Source organism: Variovorax sp. GW821-FHT09D04 (genome assembly GCF_059416405.1).
This window is the reverse complement of record NZ_JBWKPA010000004.1, coordinates 405035-425735: the sequence shown is the minus strand read 5'-3', so window position 1 is coordinate 425735 and position 20701 is coordinate 405035. Positions and strand designations below refer to the sequence as shown.

The window sequence follows — 20701 nt, the reverse complement described above, 5'->3', positions numbered from 1 at the left end:
GCGAACCACCACCGTCTCATGGACACGAGCTCCCTCTACGACCTCACGCCGATCGCCTGGATGATGGGCGCCGGCGTGCTGCTCGCGCTCGGACCGCTGGTCTGGGTGTGGCGCCGCAACGCCGGCTCCGGCCCCGCGCGGCGTCTGCACGCGCTGACCGTGCTCACGTTGTTCCTCACCTTCGACCTCACGCTGTTCGGCGCCTTCACGCGGCTCACCGATTCGGGCCTGGGCTGCCCCGACTGGCCCGGCTGCTACGGCAACGCCAGCCCGGCCGGCGCACGCCACGAGATCGCCATGGCGCAGGCGGCCCAGCCGACCGGCCCCGTGACGCACAGCAAGGCCTGGATCGAGATGGTCCACCGCTACCTCGCGACCGGCGTTGGTGTGCTGATCCTCACGCTGGCCGGTGCCACCTGGATCGTCCGCCGCCGCCAGCGGCGCCAGCCCGCGCCACCGGTCGACAGCGCGCACCACCATGTCGTGCTCAGCGCCTGGTGGCCGGCGGCCACGCTGGTTTGGGTCTGCCTGCAGGGTGCCTTTGGCGCCATGACCGTCACCTGGAAGCTGTTCCCCGCCATCGTCACGATGCACCTCATGGGCGCCATCGTGCTGCTCGCGCTGCTGTGCATCCAGGCCGTGCGCTACCGCCAGGTGGCCGCGCAGCGCATGCCCACGGCCGTGTCGCCGGCCCTGCGCAACGGGCTGATCGCCACGGCGGTGCTGCTGGTGCTCCAGATCGCCCTGGGCGGCTGGGTCAGCACCAACTACGCGGTGCTGGCCTGCACGCAGTTCCCGACCTGCCAGGACAGCTGGTGGCCGCCGATGAATTTCGCGCAGGGCTTCGAGATCTGGCGCCATCTCGGCGTGACCGGCGACGGCCAGCCGCTCGACTTTTCCGCCCTCACCGCCATCCATTACGCGCACCGCCTCATGGCGTACGCCGTGTTCGTCGCGCTCGGCCTGTTGGCCTGGCGCCTGCGCCGCCTCGAAGCGCTGCGTTCGCAGGCGCACTGGCTGGCTGGCCTGGCACTGCTGCAACTGGCCACGGGCCTGGGCAACGTGCTGCTCGGCTGGCCGCTGGCCGCCGCCGTGCTCCACACCGGCGGCGCCGCGGCGCTGGCCGTGGTCCTGACCTGGGCGCTGTGCGAGAGCCGTCGCGAAAGCGCCGCCGCTGCACCGATTCCGCGCGCCGCCGACAATGCGCGCGGCACCCCCAACCCGAAGAAAGCCACCGCGTGAGCACCCCGATTCCTGTTCAGCACGCCAGCACCGCCAACGTGCTGCGCCAGTTCTACGCGCTCACCAAGCCGCGCGTGGTGCAGCTGATCGTGTTCTGCGCGCTCATCGGCATGGTGCTGGCCGTGCCCGGCCTGCCGTCGTGGGCCGACGTGCAGCGCGGCGTGCTGGCCTGCATCGGCATCTGGCTCGTGGCCGGTGCGGCCGCCGCATTCAACTGCCTGGTCGAGAAGGGCATCGACGCCAAGATGAAGCGCACCGCCTGGCGCCCCACGGCGCGCGGGCAGCTCAGCGACATGCAGGCGCTGGTGTTCTCGGCGCTGCTGTGCGCGGCCGGCTCGGCGCTGCTGTGGTTCACGGTCAACCCGCTGACCATGTGGCTCACGTTTGCCACCTTCGTCGGCTACGCGGTGATCTACACCGTCATCCTGAAGCCGCTGACGCCCCAGAACATCGTGATCGGCGGCGCCTCGGGTGCCATGCCGCCGGTGTTGGGCTGGTCCGCCATGACGGGCGATGTCGGCCCCGAGGCGCTGATCCTGTTCCTGATCATCTTCCTGTGGACCCCGCCGCACTTCTGGGCGCTGGCGCTGTACCGCGTCGAGGACTACCGCAAGGCCGGCCTGCCGATGCTGCCCGTGACGCACGGCAACGAGTTCACGCGGCTGCAGGTGCTGCTGTACACCTTCATCCTGTTCGCCGCCTGCCTGATGCCCTTCATCTACGGCATGAGCGGCTGGCTCTACCTCGTGGTCGCCATCGGCGTGAGCATCGGCTTCACCGGCTATGCCTTCGCGCTGTGGCGCAACTACTCCGACACGCTGGCGCGCAAGACCTTCCGGTTTTCGCTCATCCACCTGAGCGTGCTGTTCGCGGCGCTGCTCGTCGACCATTACCTCCGCTGACCGGACCTGACCTGCCCATGAACAAGCGCAATGCCCTGAAATCGATCGCCGCCACGGCCGGCTGGGTGGCCGCCTCGGCCACGCTGGGCCTGGGCCTCTCGGCCTGCAGCGAGCAGCCGAAGCAGAGCTTCCAGGCGGTCGACATCACGGGCGCCGACTACGCGAAGGACTTCTCGCTCACCGACGCCGACGGCAAGGTGCGCACGCTGGCCGACTTCAAGGGCAAGGCGGTCGTGCTGTTCTTCGGCTACGTGCAGTGCCCCGACGTCTGCCCGACCACCATGACCGAGATGGCGCAGGTCAAGCAGCAGCTCGGCGCCGACGGCAGCAAGCTGCAGGTGCTGTTCGTCACCGTCGATCCGGCGCGCGACACGCCCGAGGTGCTCAAGGCCTACATGGGCGCGTTCGACCCGAGCTTCGTGGCACTCATTCCCACGCCCGAGCAACTGGCCGCCGTCGCGAAGGACTTCAAGGTCTACTACAAGAAGGTCGAGGGCAAGACGCCGACCAGCTACGCCATGGACCACTCGGCCGCCAGCTACATCTACGACCCGCAGGGCCGGCTGCGGCTCTACGCGCGCTACGGCGCGGGCGTGCCGGCGATGGTGTCGGACCTGAAGACGCTGCTCGCGTCCTGAGCCGGGCGCCCGGGGCATGGACGCCGCATCGGTCGCGCGCCTGAAGTCGCGCAAGGGCGCGTTCCGCATCGCGCTCATTCCGCCCGAGGTGCTGGGCGCGCTGAACGGCGGGCTGCTCGAGACCGTCAACCTCAACGAATTCCTCGCGCTCGAACTGCCGCTGCTCGCGCGCAGCGTGGCGGGCCATGTCGGCCTCGATGCCGCGCACGAACGGCTGGACGACACGCTCGCCATGCTGGCCGCCTTCAAGCCCATGCAGCGTCACAGCCACATCGCGCGGGCGCTGTACGACATGACGGCCGAACACGCCGAGCGCGACGCCGTGGCACACCGGCTGGCCACGCACGCGAGCGACGTGGCGCGCTGCTGGGCGGTGCAGTGGATCACGCTGTCGGGCCTGCCGCTGGCGGCCCAGCTCGACGCCGTGCGCCGCTTTGCCGCCGACCCGCATTTCGGCGTGCGCGAGTTCGCCTGGATGGCGGTGCGCGACAGCGTCATCGATTCGCTCGACGAAGCGCTGGCGCTGCTGCAGCCCTGGGTGGCCGATGCCGACCCGAACGTGCGCCGCTTCGCCAGCGAGCTCACGCGCCCGCGCGGCGTGTGGTGCGCGCAGGTCGAGACGCTGAAGGCCGAGCCCTGGCTGGCGCTGCCGCTGCTGGAGCCGCTGCGCGCCGACGCGCATCGCTACGTGCAGAACTCGGTCGCCAACTGGCTCAACGACGCGAGCAAGACACAGCCCGAGTGGGTCGAGACGCTGTGCACGCGCTGGGTGGCCGAGTCGCCGACCGCCGAGACCCGCTACATCGCGAAGCGGGCGCTGCGCACGCTGACCAAGTCGACGCCCTGAAGCGCCCCCGAACGAAAAAAAGCCCGGCACTGCCGGGCTTTTTTGTGGAGGAGGGCGGTCGTGACGCTTACGCGTACTCGGCCAGCGCCTTCTTCATCTTCTTCATCGCCGCCACTTCGATCTGGCGGATGCGCTCGGCGCTCACGCCGTACACCGCGGCCAGGTCGTGCAGCGTCATGCCGCCCGAACCGTCGTCGTTCACCTTGAGCCAGCGCTCTTCGACGATGCGGCGGCTGCGGTCGTCCAGCGCCTCCAAGGCGGTGGCGATGCCGTCGCTCGACAGGCGGTCGCGCTGCTGCGATTCGAGCAAAGCGGTCGGTTCCTGCGTGGCGTCGGCCAGGTAGGCGATGGGGCCGAAGCCTTCGTCGCCGTCATCGGACGGACCCGGATCGAGCAGCACGTCGCCACCCGACAGGCGGGTTTCCATCTCGAGCACTTCCTCGGGCTTCACGTTCAGGCGCGTGGCCATCTGCGAGACCTCGTCGGGGCTCAGCGTCTCGCGGTGCGTGCCGTTGTCGGCCGCGGCCGAGTCGGCCTTGAAACCCTGCTTCATCGAGCGCAGATTGAAGAACAGCTTGCGCTGGGCCTTGGTCGTCGCGACCTTGACCATGCGCCAGTTCTTCAGGATGTATTCGTGGATCTCGGCCTTGATCCAGTGCATGGCGTAGCTCACCAGCCGCACGCCCTGGTCGGGGTCGAAACGCTTCACGGCCTTCATGAGACCGACGTTGCCTTCCTGGATCAGGTCGCCGTGCGGCAGCCCGTAGCCCAGGTACTGGCGGGAAATGGACACGACCAGGCGCAGGTGCGACAGGATCAGCGCACCGGCGGCTTCGAGGTCGTTCTGGTCGCGCAACTTGCGTGCGAAGCCCTGCTCTTCTTCGAGCGTGAGCAGCGGCAGGCGGTTGGCGGCCGAAATGTAGGCATCCAGGTTGCCCAGCGGGGGGACCATCGACCAGGGGTTGGCGACGGCCAGCTGGTTGGCAGAGACTCCAGACAGCGTTGTCATCAGGGGAAACTCCTTTGTGTTGGCCATATTAGCACTCGGTTAGAGGGAGTGCTAAGCCAAGGGTTCCCTTGGGTTTCTATCGTTGCGATAGCTTTTGTCGCGATTTGTTGGATATTTGTATGCCGTTTGGCGTTTTTCAAGTCCTGGAGGCCTGCCCCAGCAGCCAGTTCTGGAACGCCAGGATGCGCGGGTCCTGGGCGCTGCCTTCCGGGTAGACCAGGTGGTAGGCGTAGCCCGCCGCCATGGGCACGCCGATGTCGAACAGCCGCACCAGCCGGCCCTGGGCGAGGTCGGCGCCGATCATGTCCAGGTCGGCCAGGCCGACCATGCCGCTCTCGGTGACGGCGCGCACCACGTCGCTCGAGTCGGCGAAGCCGATGCAGCGGCTGTCGTCGACGCCTTCGATGCCCGCCGCGGCCATCCACATTGGCCAGTTCGGCCAGACCATGCCGTCGGTCTTCCAGTCGACGTAGCACAGCGTGTGCTGGAGCAGGTCGCGCGGCGTTGCCAGCGGGGGCCCGCTGGCCAGCAGCCTGGGGCTGCAGACCGGCACGATGACGGTGTCGAACAGCCGCTGCGCGCGCGTGCCTGGGTCTTGCCCGTTGCCGAAGCGGATCGCCACATCGATGTCGTCGGCGCCGAAATCCCGCAGCGCGTCGGAAATATCGAAACCCAGTTCCAGCCCCGGGTTGGCGGCGCGGAACTGCGGCAGCCGGGGCAGCAGCCAGTTGGTCGCGAAACGGGCGCTGGTCGACAGCCGCAGCGTCGCCGCCCCGCGCGCCATGCGCCGGGCGCGGCCGGCGGCGCGGCGCAGCGTGTCGAGGGCGTCGGCGGTGGCCTCGAACCACACGGCACCGGCCGGCGTGAGGCGGATGCTGCGGCTGGTGCGCGTGAACAGCACCACGCCGAGCTGCTCCTCGATCTCCTTGATCTGGTGGCTCACGGCCGCCGGCGTCAGCCCGACTTCTTCGGCAGCCCGCGTGAAGTTCAGGTGCCGCCCGGCGGCCTCGAAGGTGCGCAGGGCGCGGGTGCCGGGGAGCAGTCTGGGGTGCATCGATATTCAAATGGTTTTTGATGATTTTCCAAAAACTATTCGTTTCTCTTGGGGAAGTCAACGCGGGATAGTTCAGGAACTTGATGATCCATCCCCTCGAGGAGCCACGAAACCATGTCCGCCAGCGTCCCTTCTCCTTCTTCCTTCGTCGTGCAGCGCAACGGCCAGCCGGTGCCCGCCGCGGACCTGGCCCCGCTCGCCTTCGCCGGCCACGCGCACTTCACGGCCATGCAGGTGCGCGGCGGCCGGGTGCGGGGCCTCGACCTCCACCTGGCACGGCTGCGCTTCGCCTCGCAGACCCTGTTCGGCCAGGCGCTGCCCGACGACACGGTGCGCGCCCACCTGCGGGCGGCGCTCGCGGCCGGCCCGGCGGACCTGTCGCTGACGGCCACCGTCTACTCCCCGGCCGGTGAGTTCACCGCGGTCGACGCGGTGCCCGAGGTGCTGATCCGCACCGGCCCACCTTCCAACGGCCCCGCCGGCCCGCTGACCCTGGCCGCGATCGAGCACGAGCGCTTCCTGCCGGCCGTGAAGCACGTCGGCGAAGGCGCCAAGACCCAGCTGCTGCGCCAGGCCGTCGCGCAGGGTTTCGATGACGCGGCCTTTCTCGACCGGCACGGCCGGCTCGGCGAAGCGTCGATCTGGAATCTGGCCTTCTGGGACGGCGAGGCGGTGGTGTGGCCCGAAGCCGAGGTCCTGGCCGGCACCACGATGGGCATCGTGCGCCGGCAGCTCGAACGCCTCGGTGTCCCGCAGCGCAGCCAGGTGCTGCGGATGGCCGACCTGCCCGCGCTGGCCGGCGCCGTGGTCATGAACTCGTGGACGCCGGGCGTGGCGGTGCACCGCATCGGCGAGGTGGCGTTGCCGCCAGCGCCGGCTTTCGTGGAACTGCTGCACCGGGCCTATGAGGCCGAGCCGCTCGCGTCGCCTTGAAGGAGCCCTCGCGCGCGGACGCTGCGCACCAGATCACTCGCCGGCTACCAGCGGATGCCGAGCTTGACGAACAGCTTCGACAGCACGAACAGCGGACCGACCCAGAGGTACTGGATGTCCTCGAAGAACGAAGGCTTCTTGCCTTCGATCTTGTGGCCGACGAACTGGAAGATCCACGCCACCACGAAGATCGCCGCCGACACCGGCGCCACCGCGGTGCCCATCGCATGCACCGCCACCAGCGCCAGCACCGTGAGCGCCAGCATGGTGACGAGGAAGGCCGGCGAGCGCAGCAGGGCGTAGTACACGAGGCTGGCCGCCACGAAGCCGTAGGCCACCCACGGATGGATCGCGAACAGCAGCCCGACGATGCTCAGCATGATCGCGGGGATGGCCACGAAGTGGATCAGCTCGTTGGTCGGATGGCGGTGGCTCTCCTCGTAGTGGGCGAGCAGGCGGTCGACCTTGCGCTCGCTGGTGGCGAGCGGGGCGGCGGCAGTGTGGGTCATGGCAGGTCTCCGGGGCGCCGTGCGTTGCGGCAAGAGTCTCATGGTGCCCACGGCGCCGGGCGATGGCAAGTGGCGTCGTCCCGGGGGAGGATGAGGGCCGGGCGCCATGACTTAGGGCACTGTCGCGTGGGGCTTGCGCCGCTAAGATGAAATCCGTGGCCTCTTTCGACTCCCCCTCCGCACCCCCGCCGCCCCTCACCGACATCGGTGTGCCCGCCGGCGTGTCCGGCGCGATCCTGGTGGTCGACGACCACGACCTGCTGCGCCTGGGCGTGAGCGCGCTGGTGCAGGCCCAGGCCGCCACCTCGGGCGCGCGCATTTCGGTGTTCGAGGCCGGCAACATCGCCGACGCGCTCGCGCTCTACGCGGCGAACGAGGCGGCCATCGGCCTCGTGCTGCTCGACCTCGCGCTGCCCGACACGCACGGGCTCAGCGGCCTGGCCGAGTTCCGCCTGCGCTTTCCGGCGGCGCGCGTCGTCGTGCTCTCGGGCACCGCCAACAGCACGCTGGCGCAGGGCGCGCTCGCACTCGGTGCCAGCGCCTTCCTGCCCAAGTCCGCCGACCTGAAGGAGATGGTGGGCTTCATCCGCGCCTGCGGCCTGTTCGAGGCCGACGGCACGCCGCCGCAGCCGCTGCCGCCGGCGGCGCTGCCCAAGTCACTGTCGGGGTACGCGGAGTTCGCGCACGCCAGCGCCTGGCAGGAGCTCACGCCGCGCCAGATGCAGGTGCTGCAGTGGGTGCTCGAAGGCAAGGCGAACAAGGAGATCGCGCAACTGGCCAACCTGAGCGAGGGCACGGTGAAGAACCATGTCTCGACCATCCTGCTGCTGTTCGGCATGCGCTCGCGCGCCCAGCTGATCAGCATGCTGCGTTGAGCGGCGCCACGCTGGCGGGCCGCGGCGACGCCGCCGCCGGCCAGTTGCTGGGCCAGCGCGTGCTGCGCGAGCACGTCGGCTCGGTCTACGACACCTACGGCATCTCCACGCTGACCCACCTGGGCTTCGTGATCGTGTTCGGCTGCATCATCTACTCGCAGCTCAGCGATGCGCGCCTGCTGTTCTGGATGGCGGCGCTGGTGGCGGTCGACATCTACGTGTTCTTCACGCCGCGCTGGACGCCCGACAAGCCGGCCTCCGAGAGCCCGTACTGGGCGCGCAAGATATCGCGCATGGTCACGCTGGTGAGCATGATCACGGCGGTGGTGCCCTGGTTCATCGTGCCGCACGAGAACCTGCCCATGACCTCGCTGCTGATGGCCGTGATCGTCGGCAGCTGCGCGCGCGCCGCGCAGTCGCTGTGGCCGCTCAAGCCCGCGCTGTTCGGCTACACGCTGCCCATGTCGCTGGGCATGATCATCGCGCTGGCCTGGCAGGGCGACGGCCTGCACCTGTTCCTGGCGGCGGCCGGCTCGGCCTACCTGATGCTCACGCTGCACGCCGGCGTGCGCCAGCACCGGCTGCTGACCGACTCGCTCATGCTGCGCTTCGAGAACGAGGCGCTGGCCGCGCGCCTGGGCGAGCAGATCGCCGCCACCGAGCGCGCCAGCGAAGAAAAGACCCGCTTCCTCGGTGCCGCCAGCCACGACCTGCGCCAGCCGCTGCACGCCATCGCGCTGTTCGGCGCCGCGCTCGAGAACGAGCTGCGCGGCCGTCCCGAGAGCCGCAACGCCGAGCGCCTGATGCGCGCGGTGAACTCGCTGGGCGCGTCGCTGGACACCATGCTCGATGTGTCCCGGCTCGACGCGGGCGTCATCACGCCTTCGCCGCAGCCGGTGGAGCTCGATGCGCTGTTCCTGCCGCTCAACCACACCTTCTCGGCGCAGGCCGAGCAGAAGGAGCTGCAGCTGCGCGTGCGCGCCAGCGGCCTGTGGGTGCGCAGCGATCCGCAACTGCTGCACCGCATGCTGTCCAACCTGATGGACAACGCCCTCAAGTACACCGTGCAGGGCGGCGTGACCGTCACGGCACGCGACCGTGGCGACACCGTGTGGATCGAGGTGCGCGACACCGGCATCGGCATCGCGCCCGAGCAGTCGCACCGCATCTTCGAAGAGTTCTACCAGATCGACAACCCGGGGCGCGACCGCGCGCGCGGGCTGGGCATCGGCCTGTCGATCGTGCGTCGCCTGTCGCGGCTGTTGGGCCATCCGGTGCAGATGCATTCGCGCCCGGGCCGGGGCACGCACTTCCGCGTCGTGCTGCCGACCGTGCCGCCGCAGGTCAGCGCGCTCGTGGGCCCGTTTCCGGCCGGCAGTGTCGAACTGGCTGCACGTCGGCGCGCGGTCACGCTGCCCGGTCGCGTGCTGTTGATGGACGACGAACTTGAAATTCGCGAAGCCATGACCGGCCTGCTGCGCTCGCACGCGATCGATGCGCACGCCGTCGCCGACGAGGCCGCCGCAGCCGAGGCACTGCACCAGGCCCGCGCCGAGGGCCGGCCCTTCGGCCTGCTGATGTGCGACTACCGCCTGGCCGACGGCGTCGACGGCCTCGACGTGGGCCTGCGCCTGAGTCGGCACCTGGGCACCGAGCTGCCGCTGCTGCTGATCACCGGCGAGACCTCGCCCGACCGCCTGCAGCGCGTGCGCGAGTCGGGTGTGCCCGTGCTGTTCAAGCCCGTGGCGCCCGATGCGCTGCTGCAGGCCATGGCGGGGCTCGCAGCGGCGTCGTAGCGTCCCGTACACAGCTTGCGGTCGAAAGTGAATACGTTGTAGTTCATTGCGTGCCGATCGATTCGGATGGGCACACATGCAATGACTTTTGGCACTGCCGGGAACATCGGCCCCGTCGTAATTTCGGGTTTCCACGGCGTCGACGGACTGCGGTCCGCGTTGCCCTCGAACAAGAATCGACAAGGGAGTGCCCATGAATTTCAAACCTGCTGCAGTGGCCGCCGCGACGGCCGCGCTGCTGGCCCTGACGGCGTGCGGAGGTGGGGGCAGCGGCGGCGGTGGTGGTGGTGGCTTCGTGTTGCCGCCGCCCGCGCCGGCGCCAGCCCCGGCGCCTGCGCCCACACCAGCACCGGCCCCGGCGCCGGCGCCGGCGCCGAATCCGGGCGCGACCACTTTCCTGTACGAGGGCTTGCCGGCTGCGACCACCGCGTCGGCCTTCTTCGACAGCCTCGCTGCGCAGGGCGCGCGCGGGTTCCGTTTCCTGAGCGGTTTCGCTTTCACGACCGGCCCCACCACCTTCGAGCACATCGATGGGTTCGTGAAGACGGTCGACGCCACCTACAGCTACGAGAAGAAGGCCCCGGCCACATCCAACGCGGACTTGCAGAACCAGCTGAACGAAGCCGGTGCGCGGGGCTTCCAGTGGGTGGGCGCCCAGTCGATCGGTGGCGAGATGTTCAATGTCTATCGCAAGAGCAGCGCCGACAGTGCCACCTACAGCTACCGTGTCGAACTGCAGCCCGCCAGCAAGGCGGCCTACCTGGCGCAGGCGAACAGCCAGGGCGCGAGCGGCTTCTACAACCGCACCATCGCGTTTCTGACCGGCGACTCGGCGGGCACGGCGGCCGTCTACGAAAAGAGCTCGGTGGGCAACTCGACCTTCGGCTACGAACTGGGCGATCCCATCGGCGACCACGCAGGCTACCTCGCGCAGTTCAACGAGCGCGGCGCTCGCGGCTTCCGCTTCCGCACGGAGTTCGTGTTCTCGGACGGTGGCGGCGTGGTCTACATCAAGGACCTGTCGCAGTCGGCGACCTTCAACTTCTATTCGCTCGCACCGAGCACCAACACCACGGCCCTCATCCAGCAGGCGAACGCCGAAGGGGCCAAGAAGGCGGCGCTGCTCGGTCACCTGGCGCTGGGCACCAGCGAACAGAAGGCCTACTACTTCACGCCGACCAACTGCAACGCCAGCCCGGTGTGCGGTCCGACGTCATTGTTCGGTTTCTGATTCCCGAAGAGGCACACACGCAGGGGGAAATACAAAGGGAGAAAAAAGAAAGACAGGGAGCTGACGGTCCCCGGCGCGAGTCGGGGACCGTTTTTTTTGACCGAAGCGAAAAGCGGCGAAAGCGCCGGTCAGCCCAGCAGCGCCTGCGCGAATTCGCGGGCGTTGAAGGTCTCGAGGTCCTCGAGCTTTTCGCCCACGCCGATGAAGTACACCGGAATCGGCCGCTCGCGCGCGATGGCGCACAGCACGCCGCCCTTGGCGGTGCCGTCGAGCTTGGTCACGATGAGGCCCGTGAGGCCCAGCGTCTCGTCGAAAGCCCTGACTTGCGCCAGCGCGTTCTGGCCGGTGTTGCCGTCGATCACCAGCAGCACCTCGTGCGGCGCGGTGGCGTCGGCCTTGGTGACGACGCGCTTGATCTTCTTGAGCTCGTCCATCAGGTGCAGCTGTGTGGGCAGGCGGCCGGCCGTGTCGACCAGCACCACGTCCTTGCCGCGCGCCTTGCCGGCGTTCACCGCGTCGAAGCTCACGGCCGAGGGGTCGCCGCCTTCGTTGCTCACGATCTCGACGGTGTTGCGGTCGGCCCAGACCAGCAGCTGCTCGCGCGCCGCCGCCCGGAAGGTGTCGGCCGCGGCCAGCAGCACCGAAGCGCCCTCGGTGGCCAGGTGCTTGGTGAGCTTGCCGATGGAGGTGGTCTTGCCCGCGCCGTTGACGCCGGCCACCATGATCACGGTGGGCGTGTACTCGCCGATGACCAGTGGCTTCTCCAGCGGCTTGAGCAGGTCGGTGACGGCATCGGCCAGCAGGCGCTTGACCTGCGAGGCGTCGGTGGCCATCTGGCGCTTGACGCGCACCTTCAGGTCGTCGAGCAGGAACTCTGTGGCCTTGACGCCGGTGTCGGCCATGAGCAGCGCCGATTCGAGCTCTTCATACAGCGCGTCGTCGATCTGCGCGTTGACGAACACGGCCTGGATGCCGGTGCCGGTCTTGCGCAGGCCGGTCTTGAGCTTGTCGAACCAGCTCTTGCGCTCGGTGGCGATGGGGGCCGGTTCGGCGACGGCGGCGACAGGCGCGGGAGGCGGTGCGGGCACGGGCGCCGGAGGGGGCGGCGGTGGCGCGATGACGGGCGCGGGTGCAGGAACAGGAACGGGGGCGGGCGCTGGCGCAGGAGTCGGCGCTGGTGCAGCGACCGGAACTGGTGCGGGCGCCGGCGCCACCACGGGCGCGGCCGGTGCCGGCTCGGGGGCCGGCGCAGGGGCGGGTGCGGGTGCAGGTGAGGGAGCAGGCGCTTCCGCTGCCGGCTTCGACCCGAACCAGCTCGACGGAGAGAACACCGAGCGTACCGGCGCGGGTTCCTCGGCCGGGGGCGGCGCGGGTTCGGCGGTCGGCGGCGGGGCCGGTGTCACCGGGGCATCGGCAGGTGGTTTTTTCTTGAAGAAACTGAACATCGGGAGCTTTTTACAATCCGACCCATTCTATGAAACACCTCTCGCCACGCCGCGCTGCGTCTGGTGCGGTGCTGGCCCTGGCGCTTTCGGCGCTGTGGACCGTGCCCGCGCAGGCCCAGTCCACCCCCGCTCCCGCCGCGTCGACCCCTGCTGCCGCGGCCCCGGGCCCCCAGCAATTCACCCTCGCCAACGGCATGACCGTGATCGTGCAGACCGACCGGCGCTCGCCGACCGCGGTGCAGATGGTCTGGGTGCGGGTCGGCTCCATGGACGAGGTCGACGGCACCACGGGCGTGGCGCACGTGCTGGAGCACATGCTGTTCAAGGGCACGAAGAGCGTGCCGGCCGGCGAGTTCTCGCGCCGCGTCGCGGCGCTGGGCGGCCAGGAAAACGCCTTCACCATGCGCGACGCCACGGGCTACTACCAGCAGATCCCGGTCGGCAGCCTCGAGCAGGTGATGAAGCTCGAATCGGACCGCTTCGCCAACAACCAGTGGCCCGACGACGAGTTCAAGCGCGAGATCGAGGTGGTCAAGGAAGAGCGCCGCCTGCGCACCGACGACCAGCCGCGTGCGCTGCTCGGCGAGCAGCAGAGCGCGGCCGTCTTCACCGCGTCGCCGTACCGCCGCCCGGTGGTGGGCTGGATGAGCGACCTCGAATCGATGACACCCGCCGACGCGCGCGCCTTCTTCCAGCGCTGGTACGTGCCGGCCAACGCCGTGCTCGTGGTGGCCGGTGACGTCGACGTGGCGCGCGTGCGCGCGCTGGCCGAGAAGTACTACGGCAGCATCCCCGCGCGCGCCGTGCCGGAGCGCAAGCCGCGCACCGAGCCCACGCAGCGCGGCATCCGCCGCCTCGAATTCAAGGCCCCGGCCGAGCAGGCGTACGTGTCGCTCGCCTTCCGCGTGCCGCAGCTCACGAACATCGACGACGCCAACAGCGACGCCTGGGCGCTGGTGGTGCTCTCGGCCGTGCTCGACGGCTACGCCGGCGCGCGGCTCGACCGCGCGCTCACGCAGGGCCCCGGCCGCGTGGCCGATTCGGCCGGCGCGTACGCGGGCTTCATCGGCCGCGGTCCGCAGCTGTTCATGCTCGACGGCGTGCCGGCCGCCGGCAAGACCGCCGAGACGGTCGAGGCCGCGCTGCGCGCCCAGGTGGCGCGCGTGGCGAAAGAGGGCGTTGGCGAGGCCGAGCTGGCCCGCGTCAAGACGCAGTGGGTGGCGAGCGAGACCTACAAGCGCGATTCGGTGATGGCGCAGGCGCGCGAACTCGGCAGCAACTGGATCCAGGGCCTGCCGCTGGACGCCAGCGAGCGCATCGTCGCCCGGCTGCAGGCCGTGACGGCGGCGCAGGTGCAGGCCGTGGCCGCCAAGTACTTCGGCGATGACCAGCTCACGGTCGCCACGCTGCGGCCCCTGCCGCCCGAACCCAAGCGCGGCCGCGGCTTCGCAGCCCCCGTGGGCGAGATGCGCTGAAAGGCACCGGATTCCCCTCATGAAGAACCTCCACAAGATTGCAAGCACCGCCCTCCTGGCGGGCATCACCGCGCTGTTCGGCATGGGCAGCGCGCAGGCCGCGCTGCCCATCCAGCACTGGACGCTGGCCAACGGCGCCAAGGTGTACCTGGTGTCGACCAACGCATTGCCGATCGTCGACGTGCAGATCGATTTCGACGCCGGCAGCCGGCGCGACCCGGCCGCGCAGGCCGGGCTGGCCAGCACCAGCGCCGCGATGGTCGAGAAGGGCGTGCGCGCCGGGCGCAACGGCGAGCCCGCGCTCGACCAGAATGCGCTGGGCGAGGCCTGGGCCGACCTGGGCGCCAGCTTCGACGTGAGCGCCGGCACCGACCGCACCAGCTACACGCTGCGCACGCTGTCCGACCCGGCGCTGCTGACCAAGGCCGTGGCGCTGGCCGCGCGCGAGATCGGCGAGCCCTCGTTCCCCGACGACATCTGGCCGCGCGAGCGCGAGCGCATCAACGCCGCCATCAAGGAAGCCAACACCAAGCCCGCCACCGTCGTCGGCCGCGCCTTCGCGCAGGCCGTGTACGGCACGCACCCCTACGGCCAGGAAGTGACCGAAGCCACGCTGGCGCGCATCGACACCGCCGCCATGCGCCAGCGCTACGAGCAGCTGATCCTGCCGTGCCGCGCCAAGCTCAGCATCGTGGGCGCGGTCACGCGCGCCGAGGCCGAGGCGCTCGCGACCACGCTGCTGTCGCGCCTGCCCAGCCCCGCCGCCTGCGCACCGCTGCCGGCCGTCGCGCCGGTGGTGGCGCTCACGGCGCCGAAGGACGAGCGCATCGCGTTCGACTCGGCGCAGGCCCACGTCTTCATCGGCCAGCCCGGCTACCCGCGCCAGGACCCGGACCACTTCGCGCTCACGCTCGGCAACTACGTGCTCGGCGGCGGCGGCTTTGTCTCGCGGCTGACCGAAGAGGTGCGCGAGAAGCGCGGCCTGGCCTACAGCGTGTACAGCGGCTTTGCGCCGGGGCTCGACGCGGGTGCCTTCCGCATCGGCTTCCAGACCCGGCCCGACCAGGCCGAGGCGGCGACGAAGGTCTCGCGCGACGTGCTCGCGAAGTTCGTGGCCGAAGGCCCGACCGAGAAGGAGCTGAAGGCCGCCAAGGACAACCTGATCGGCGGCTTCCCGCTGCTGCTGGACAGCAACCGCAAGCTGATCGGCAACGTCGCCAACATCGCCTGGTACGGCCTGCCGCTGGACTACCTCGACACCTGGACCGCGCGCATGAACGCGGTCACGGCCGCCGACATCCAGGCCGCGTTCGCCCGCAAGCTGCAGCCGCAGCGCATGGTGACGGTGGTGGTGGGCGGCAAGCAGGCCGCCGCAGCGCAGTAAGAAAAGTTCAGGCCAGCGCGTGCGGCCCGCTGCGCGCGGCCTCGCGCACCGCGGCGCCGAGCTGCGCCAGCAGGCGCGGCGCCGCGCGGGCGTGCTGCCAGTACAGCGGCACCGGCAGCGTTGCGCCGGGCACCAGTTCGACCAGCGTGCCGTCGCGCAGCGCATCGGCCACCATGCTGGTCGGGTGCATGCCCCAGCCGATGCCGCGGCAGGCCGCCTCGACGAAGGCGGCGGGCGAGGGCACCCAGTGGCGCGGCGTCTCCACGTTGCGGTGGCAGATGCGGCGCACCCAGCGCGCCTGCAGCCGGTCCTTGCGGTCGAACACCAGGTTCGGCGCGGCGGCCAGCGTGCGCGCGCCCACGCCCTTGGCGAAATACCGTTCCACGAAACCGGGGCTCGCGGCGGCCACGTAGTGCACCGTGCCCAGCGCCTCGCTGTTGCAGCCCGTGACCGGCTGGGCCAGCGCGGTCACGGCCGCCAGCACCGCGCCGCTGCGCAGCCGCTCGGCCGTGTGGTCTTGGTCGTCGGCCGTGAGGTCGAGCAGGGCGTCGGGCGCCTGCGCGGCGAAGGCGGCGGCGCCCGCCATGAACCAGGTCGCGAGGCTGTCGGCGTTGACCGCCACCCGCACCGTGACCCGCTCGTGCGCCTCGCCGCTGCCCATGCCCAGCGCGGGCAGGGCCTCGCGCAGCTCGTGTTCCAGCATGCCCACGCGCTCGACGTGCCGGCACAGCTGCAGGCCGGCCTCGGTCGCCACGCAGGGCTGGCCGCGCACCAGCAGCGCACCGCCGGTGCGCTCCTCGAGCAGCTTCACGCGCTGCGACACCGCCGAGGGCGTGACGTGCAGCGCGCGGGCGGCGCGCTCGAAACTGCCTTCGCGCACCACGGCGGCAAGGGCGTGCAGGGCGGCGTAGTCGAGCATGGTGGTGAATGAAGTAAAACTGAATCGGCGTTAGAAAGTTTAGTTTGATTGAATCCACTGCGGACGGCAAGCTCGGACCATGACCGCCGTTCACGCCTCCACCGCTTTCCTCAACGGGCTCTTCATGAGCCTGGTGCTCATCGTCGCCATCGGCGCCCAGAACGCCTACGTGCTGCGCCAGGGCTTGCGCCGCGAGCACGTGAGCGCGGTGGTGCTGTTCTGCGCCGTCTGCGACGCGGTGCTGGTCGCCGCCGGCGTGGCCGGCATGGCGCAGGCGCTGAAGGGGCGGCCGATGCTGGCGACGCTGCTCGCGGGCTTCGGCGCGGCCTTTCTCTGCGGCTACGGCCTGCGCGCGCTGTGGCGCTCGCGCCAGCCGGGCGCGCTGCAGACGGTGTCGCAGGGCGCCTCGCGCTCGCGCGCCGCGGTGGTCGCGCAGGCCGCCGGCTTCACGCTGCTGAACCCGCACGTCTACCTGGACACCGTGCTGCTCGTGGGCACGGCCGGGGCGCAGTACCCGGGCCTGCTCAAGGCCTGGTTCGTGGTCGGGTCGACGCTGGCCAGCGTGCTGTGGTTCACCGCGCTGGGCTTCGGCGCGCGGCTGCTGGCGCCGGTGTTCGCTCGGCCGCGCGCCTGGCAGATGCTCGATGCGCTCATCGGCGGCACGATGCTCGTGCTGGCCGCGCTGCTGGCCCGTCGCGCGTTCATGGGCTACTGAGTGAAGTGGGGCCAGCTGCGGCGTTAAGCTCGCCGCATGCCCCAGAAGCCCCCGAAGAAGAACGCCGCCGCGCCCGTCGCGCGCGCCCCCGCCGCCAAGCGCCCGTCGCGGCCCAGCGAGGTCCGCATCATCGGCGGCGAATGGAAGCGCACCCGCCTGGCCGTGGCCGACAAGCCCGGCCTGCGCCCCACGCCCGACCGCGTGCGCGAAACGCTGTTCAACTGGCTTGCGAGCCTGGCCGGCGTGGGCGGTGGTGCATTGCCGGGCTGGCACTGCATCGATGCCTTCGCGGGCACTGGGGCGCTGGGCCTCGAAGCCGCCTCGCGCGGCGCGGCCCACGTGCTGCTGTGCGAGCAGGACGCCGCGCTGGTCGCCCAGCTGCAGGCCGCAAAGGCCAAGCTCTCGGCCGAGGCCGTGCGCGTGGAGCGCGGCAACGGCGTCACCGCGCTCGAACGCGCGGCGGCGGGCAGCCTGCAGGCGGTGTTTCTCGATCCGCCCTTCGACAACCTCGCGCTGTACGAGCCGGCCCTGCGCGCCGCCGCGCGCGCGCTGCATGCCGACGGCGCGATCTACCTCGAGGCGCCGCGCCGCTGGGCCGCCGAGGAGCTCGCCGCGCTGGGTCTGGCCGAATTCCGCTACCTGAAGGCCGGCGCCGTGCATGCCCATCTGCTGCGCCGCGCTGTGTCCGTGCCTGCATAATCCGCCGGACAAGCCGCACCGGCAGCATGAGGAAGAAGCAACCATGGCCAGCAACGTGATCGCGGTTTATCCCGGCACTTTCGACCCCATCACCCTCGGTCACGAGGACGTGGTGCGGCGTGCAACCCAACTCTTCTCCAAGGTGATCGTCGCCGTCGCGGCGGGCCACCACAAGAAGGCGCTGTTCACGCTCTCCGAGCGCATGGACATGGCCCGCGAGGCGGTGAAGCCCTACAGCGACCAGGTGACGGTCGAGAGCTTCTCGGGCCTGCTGCGCGACTTCGTGGTCGCGCGCGGCGGCAAGGCCATGGTGCGCGGCCTGCGCGCCGTGACCGACTTCGACTACGAGTTCCAGCTCGCCGGCATGAACCGCTCGCTGATGCCCGACGTCGAGACCGTGTTCCTGACCCCGAGCGACAAGTACCAGTTCATCTCCAGCACCTTCGTGCGCGAGATCGCCATGCTCGGCGGCGAGGTCAACAAGTTCGTCTCGCCGAACGTCGAGCAGCAGCTGACCGCCAAGGTCCGCAGCCTCGGTAGGGAATGAGCCCGCTCTCAGGCTTCGCGCTGAGGTGAGCGCCACCCCCTTGCCCCGCCTGCATCCGCTGGGCGATGCGGCGCTGGTGTGCGACCTGCCCGCGCCCGCCACGCTGGCGCAGCAGCAGCGCATCTGGGCGCTGGCCGCCGAGGTGCTGGCCTGGCCCGGCGTCGGCGAGGCGCTGCCGGGCATGAACAACCTCACGCTGACCTTCGACCCGACCGCCGTGGCGTTCGAGGAACTCGCGGCGCGCGTGCTCCAGGCCTGGCCGGGGCTCGCGGCCCATGCCGCCGAGGGGCGGCGCATCGAGATTCCCGTGGCCTACGGCGGCGAGCACGGTCCCGACCTGGCCGACGTGGCGGCCCACACCGGGCTCTCGGCAGCCGAGGTGGTGCGCCGCCACAGCGGCGGCGATTACGTGGTCTACCTGCTCGGCTTCCTGCCGGGCTTCGCCTTCATGGGCGGGCTGGCGCCCGAACTCGCGACACCGCGCCGTGCCGAACCGCGCACCGCCGTGCCCGCGCGCTCGGTCGGCATCGGCGGCGAGCAGACCGGCATCTATCCGCTGGTGTCGCCGGGCGGCTGGCAGCTCATCGGGCGCACGCCGCTCGAGCTGTTCGACCCGTCGGCGGAGTCGCCCACCTTGCTGCGTCCGGGCGACCGCGTGCGCTTCGTCGTCGAAAGCTTGCAGACATGATCCTCGTGCGCAAACCCGGCGTGCATGCCTCGGTGCAGGACCTCGGGCGGCCCGGCCTGCGCCAGCTCGGCATCTGCCCGGGCGGTGCGCTCGACATGCTCGCGCTCACGCTGGCGAACCGGCTGGCCGGCAACGCCGACGCGGCGGCGGGCATCGAATTCACCATGGGCGGCTGCGAGCTGCAGTTCGAAGTCGACACCCGCATCGCGCTCACCGGCGACGACTTCGGCGCCACCCTCGACGGTGTGCCGCTGTGGCCCTGCTGGAGCGTGCCCGTGCGCGCCGGCCAGACCTTGCGCCTGGCCGGTGCCAACGCGCCCGGCACGCCGAAGGCCGGCCTGCGCAGCTGGCTCGCGGTGGCCGGCGGCATCGACGTGGCACCCGTGCTCGGCTCGCGGAGCACCGACCTCAAGGCCGGCTTCGGCGGCCACGAAGGCCGCGCGCTGCGCAAGGGCGACCGGCTCGCGCTGGGCGCTTCGCGGCTCGGTGCAGACCAGAACGCGCGCCGTCCCTTCGGCCTGCGCGCGCCCGACTGGGGCACGGCCGAGCCTGACGGCGCGCTCGCGCTGCGCGTGCTGCCCGGCCCCGAGTTCGATCTGTTCACGCCCGACGCGCAGGCGCTGCTGTGGAACGAGCGCTGGCGCATCACGCCGCAAAGCAACCGCATGGGCAGCCGGCTCGCCGGCGCCGAGCTGCAGCGCAAGGCGGGCGGCGACATGCTCTCGTCGGGCGTGATCCCCGGCACGATCCAGGTGCCGCCTTCGGGCCAGCCGATCATCCTCATGGGCGACGCGCAGACCACCGGCGGCTACCCGCGCATCGGCGTGGTGATCCGCGCCGACCTCTGGAAGCTCGCGCAGGCGCCGCTGGGTGGCCGGCTGCGGCTGGTGCGCACCGACCTGTCGCACGCGCTCGCGGCCTGGGCTGCGCAGCAGCGTTACCTGGCGCAGGTGGCGCAGGGGCTCGCCGCTGCGGGCTGGCCCGGCGCGGCCTAGACTGTGGCCTGAAGCAGGTGGCTCCCGCACCTGCCCCCGAGACGGAGAACACCCCATGCAGATCGACCTGAACGCCGACCTCGGCGAAGGCGCCGGCAGCGACGAAGCGCTGCTCGGCCTCGTGAGTTCCGCCAACATCGCCTGCGGCTGGCATGCGGGCGACGCCAGGACCATGCAGCAGTGCGTGCGCTGGGCCATGGCGCATGGCGTGGCGATCGGCGCGCACCCGAGCTTTCCCGACCGCGAGAACTTCGGTCGCAGCACCATGCACCTGCCGCCCGAGGAGATCGTCGCGAACGTGCTCTACCAGGTCGGCGCGCTGGCCGCGATCGTCAAGGCCGAGGGCGGCCGGCTCGCGCACGTGAAGCCCCACGGCCAGCTCTACAACCAGGCGGTGAAGGAGCCCGAGCTGGCCGAGGCGCTGTGCGAGGCGGTGCGCCGCTTCGACCCCTCGCTCAAGTTCTTCGGTCTGGCCGGCAGCAACATGATCGATGCGGCCCGCCGTGCCGGCCTGCAGCCGGTCGAAGAGGTGTTCGCCGACCGCGGCTACATGCCCGACGGCAGCCTCGTGCCGCGCAGCCAGCCCGGTGCGCTCATCGAGAGCGAGGAACAGTCGCTCGCGCAGACCCTGTCGCTGGTGCGCGACCACCGCGTGGTCGCCATCGACGGCAGCACCGTGCCCGTCAACGCCCAGAGCGTGTGCCTGCACGGCGACGGCGCGCATGCGCTGACCTTCGCGCGGCGCATCCGCGAGCGGTTGCAGCAGGAAGGCATCGACGTTCGCGCGATGGCTTGAAC

At 70.6% G+C, this 20701-nt stretch carries 21 protein-coding genes; 16 read left to right on the top strand and 5 right to left on the bottom strand.

Going from position 1 to position 20701, the window contains the following annotated elements:
• Window positions 1–18: 18 nt before the first annotated feature.
• Genes AC07O4_RS16315 through AC07O4_RS16300 form a run of 4 tightly spaced genes read left to right on the top strand, consistent with a single transcriptional unit; the run spans window position 19 to window position 3629 of the window.
• Window positions 19–1242, top strand: coding sequence for a COX15/CtaA family protein (locus AC07O4_RS16315; protein WP_495305105.1), 1224 nt, complete (start codon window positions 19–21; stop codon window positions 1240–1242).
• The gene (gene cyoE / locus AC07O4_RS16310) at window positions 1239–2144 is read left to right on the top strand and encodes a heme o synthase (protein ID WP_095950890.1); all 906 of its coding nucleotides are present in this window, start codon (window positions 1239–1241) and stop codon (window positions 2142–2144) included. The genes AC07O4_RS16315 and cyoE overlap by 4 nt, the downstream gene beginning before the upstream one ends.
• 17 nt (window positions 2145–2161) lie before the next feature.
• Window positions 2162–2782, top strand: a complete 621-nt coding sequence (locus tag AC07O4_RS16305) for an SCO family protein (RefSeq protein WP_082818315.1) — start codon at window positions 2162–2164, stop codon at window positions 2780–2782.
• Between the two features lie 16 nt (window positions 2783–2798).
• Window positions 2799–3629, top strand: a complete 831-nt coding sequence (locus AC07O4_RS16300) for a DNA alkylation repair protein (RefSeq protein WP_495305104.1) — start codon at window positions 2799–2801, stop codon at window positions 3627–3629.
• Between the two features lie 67 nt (window positions 3630–3696).
• Here the strand turns inward: AC07O4_RS16300 and rpoH are convergent, their stop codons facing one another.
• Together rpoH and AC07O4_RS16290 are read right to left on the bottom strand one after the other, a co-directional pair.
• Window positions 3697–4638 carry an RNA polymerase sigma factor RpoH gene (rpoH, locus tag AC07O4_RS16295; RefSeq protein ID WP_056577975.1) on the bottom strand — a complete coding sequence of 314 codons (942 nt, stop codon included), beginning with the start codon at window positions 4636–4638 and terminating at the stop codon, window positions 3697–3699.
• 136 nt (window positions 4639–4774) lie between these two features.
• Complete coding sequence (locus AC07O4_RS16290; RefSeq protein WP_495305103.1) at window positions 4775–5692, bottom strand: LysR substrate-binding domain-containing protein; 918 nt, start codon at window positions 5690–5692, stop codon at window positions 4775–4777.
• A 114-nt stretch (window positions 5693–5806) separates the two neighbouring features.
• Here AC07O4_RS16290 and AC07O4_RS16285 point away from each other — a divergent pair, with 114 nt between their 5' ends.
• Window positions 5807–6625 carry an aminotransferase class IV family protein gene (locus AC07O4_RS16285; protein WP_495305102.1) on the top strand — a complete coding sequence of 273 codons (819 nt, stop codon included), beginning with the start codon at window positions 5807–5809 and terminating at the stop codon, window positions 6623–6625.
• Between the two features lie 44 nt (window positions 6626–6669).
• Here AC07O4_RS16285 and AC07O4_RS16280 read toward each other — a convergent pair whose 3' ends face one another.
• On the bottom strand, window positions 6670–7134 hold the full coding sequence (locus tag AC07O4_RS16280; protein ID WP_495305101.1) for an Mpo1 family 2-hydroxy fatty acid dioxygenase: 465 nt from the start codon (window positions 7132–7134) through the stop codon (window positions 6670–6672).
• A gap of 155 nt (window positions 7135–7289) precedes the next feature.
• Here AC07O4_RS16280 and AC07O4_RS16275 point away from each other — a divergent pair, with 155 nt between their 5' ends.
• From AC07O4_RS16275 to AC07O4_RS16265, 3 genes are all read left to right on the top strand, one after another.
• The gene (locus AC07O4_RS16275; RefSeq protein ID WP_495305100.1) at window positions 7290–8009 is read left to right on the top strand and encodes a response regulator transcription factor; all 720 of its coding nucleotides are present in this window, start codon (window positions 7290–7292) and stop codon (window positions 8007–8009) included.
• Window positions 8006–9805, top strand: coding sequence for an ATP-binding response regulator (locus tag AC07O4_RS16270; RefSeq protein ID WP_495305099.1), 1800 nt, complete (start codon window positions 8006–8008; stop codon window positions 9803–9805). Before AC07O4_RS16275 ends, AC07O4_RS16270 begins: the two co-directional genes overlap by 4 nt.
• Before the next feature lie 193 nt (window positions 9806–9998).
• Complete coding sequence (locus AC07O4_RS16265; protein WP_495305098.1) at window positions 9999–11036, top strand: hypothetical protein; 1038 nt, start codon at window positions 9999–10001, stop codon at window positions 11034–11036.
• Window positions 11037–11164: 128 nt separating this feature from the next.
• Here AC07O4_RS16265 and ftsY read toward each other — a convergent pair whose 3' ends face one another.
• Window positions 11165–12481, bottom strand: coding sequence for a signal recognition particle-docking protein FtsY (gene ftsY / locus AC07O4_RS16260; RefSeq protein ID WP_495305097.1), 1317 nt, complete (start codon window positions 12479–12481; stop codon window positions 11165–11167).
• A gap of 29 nt (window positions 12482–12510) precedes the next feature.
• Here ftsY and AC07O4_RS16255 point away from each other — a divergent pair, with 29 nt between their 5' ends.
• Together AC07O4_RS16255 and AC07O4_RS16250 are read left to right on the top strand one after the other, a co-directional pair.
• Window positions 12511–13956 (top strand): M16 family metallopeptidase, encoded by a 1446-nt coding sequence (locus AC07O4_RS16255; RefSeq protein WP_159272995.1) that lies wholly within the window; start codon window positions 12511–12513, stop codon window positions 13954–13956.
• Window positions 13957–13975: 19 nt separating this feature from the next.
• Window positions 13976–15340: a M16 family metallopeptidase gene (locus AC07O4_RS16250; RefSeq protein ID WP_495305096.1), complete on the top strand. Its 1365-nt coding sequence runs from the start codon at window positions 13976–13978 to the stop codon at window positions 15338–15340.
• A 7-nt stretch (window positions 15341–15347) separates the two neighbouring features.
• On the opposite strand, the gene AC07O4_RS16245 is transcribed toward AC07O4_RS16250, so the two are convergent.
• On the bottom strand, window positions 15348–16259 hold the full coding sequence (locus AC07O4_RS16245) for a LysR family transcriptional regulator ArgP (RefSeq protein WP_070061978.1): 912 nt from the start codon (window positions 16257–16259) through the stop codon (window positions 15348–15350).
• A gap of 79 nt (window positions 16260–16338) precedes the next feature.
• Here AC07O4_RS16245 and AC07O4_RS16240 point away from each other — a divergent pair, with 79 nt between their 5' ends.
• The 6 genes from AC07O4_RS16240 to pxpA are packed head-to-tail and all read left to right on the top strand — an operon-like array spanning window position 16339 to window position 20699.
• Window positions 16339–16974, top strand: a complete 636-nt coding sequence (locus AC07O4_RS16240) for a LysE/ArgO family amino acid transporter (protein WP_095746682.1) — start codon at window positions 16339–16341, stop codon at window positions 16972–16974.
• Between the two features lie 36 nt (window positions 16975–17010).
• Complete coding sequence (locus AC07O4_RS16235; RefSeq protein ID WP_495305095.1) at window positions 17011–17673, top strand: RsmD family RNA methyltransferase; 663 nt, start codon at window positions 17011–17013, stop codon at window positions 17671–17673.
• 43 nt (window positions 17674–17716) lie between these two features.
• Window positions 17717–18220, top strand: a complete 504-nt coding sequence (gene coaD, locus AC07O4_RS16230; RefSeq protein ID WP_062481439.1) for a pantetheine-phosphate adenylyltransferase — start codon at window positions 17717–17719, stop codon at window positions 18218–18220.
• Between the two features lie 40 nt (window positions 18221–18260).
• Window positions 18261–18908 carry a 5-oxoprolinase subunit PxpB gene (gene pxpB / locus AC07O4_RS16225; protein WP_070062022.1) on the top strand — a complete coding sequence of 216 codons (648 nt, stop codon included), beginning with the start codon at window positions 18261–18263 and terminating at the stop codon, window positions 18906–18908.
• Entirely contained in the window at window positions 18905–19903 is a 999-nt protein-coding gene (locus AC07O4_RS16220; RefSeq protein WP_492731064.1) for a 5-oxoprolinase subunit C family protein, read from the top strand. Before pxpB ends, AC07O4_RS16220 begins: the two co-directional genes overlap by 4 nt.
• A gap of 55 nt (window positions 19904–19958) precedes the next feature.
• Complete coding sequence (gene pxpA / locus AC07O4_RS16215) at window positions 19959–20699, top strand: 5-oxoprolinase subunit PxpA (RefSeq protein ID WP_095949159.1); 741 nt, start codon at window positions 19959–19961, stop codon at window positions 20697–20699.
• Window positions 20700–20701: the final 2 nt, after the last annotated feature.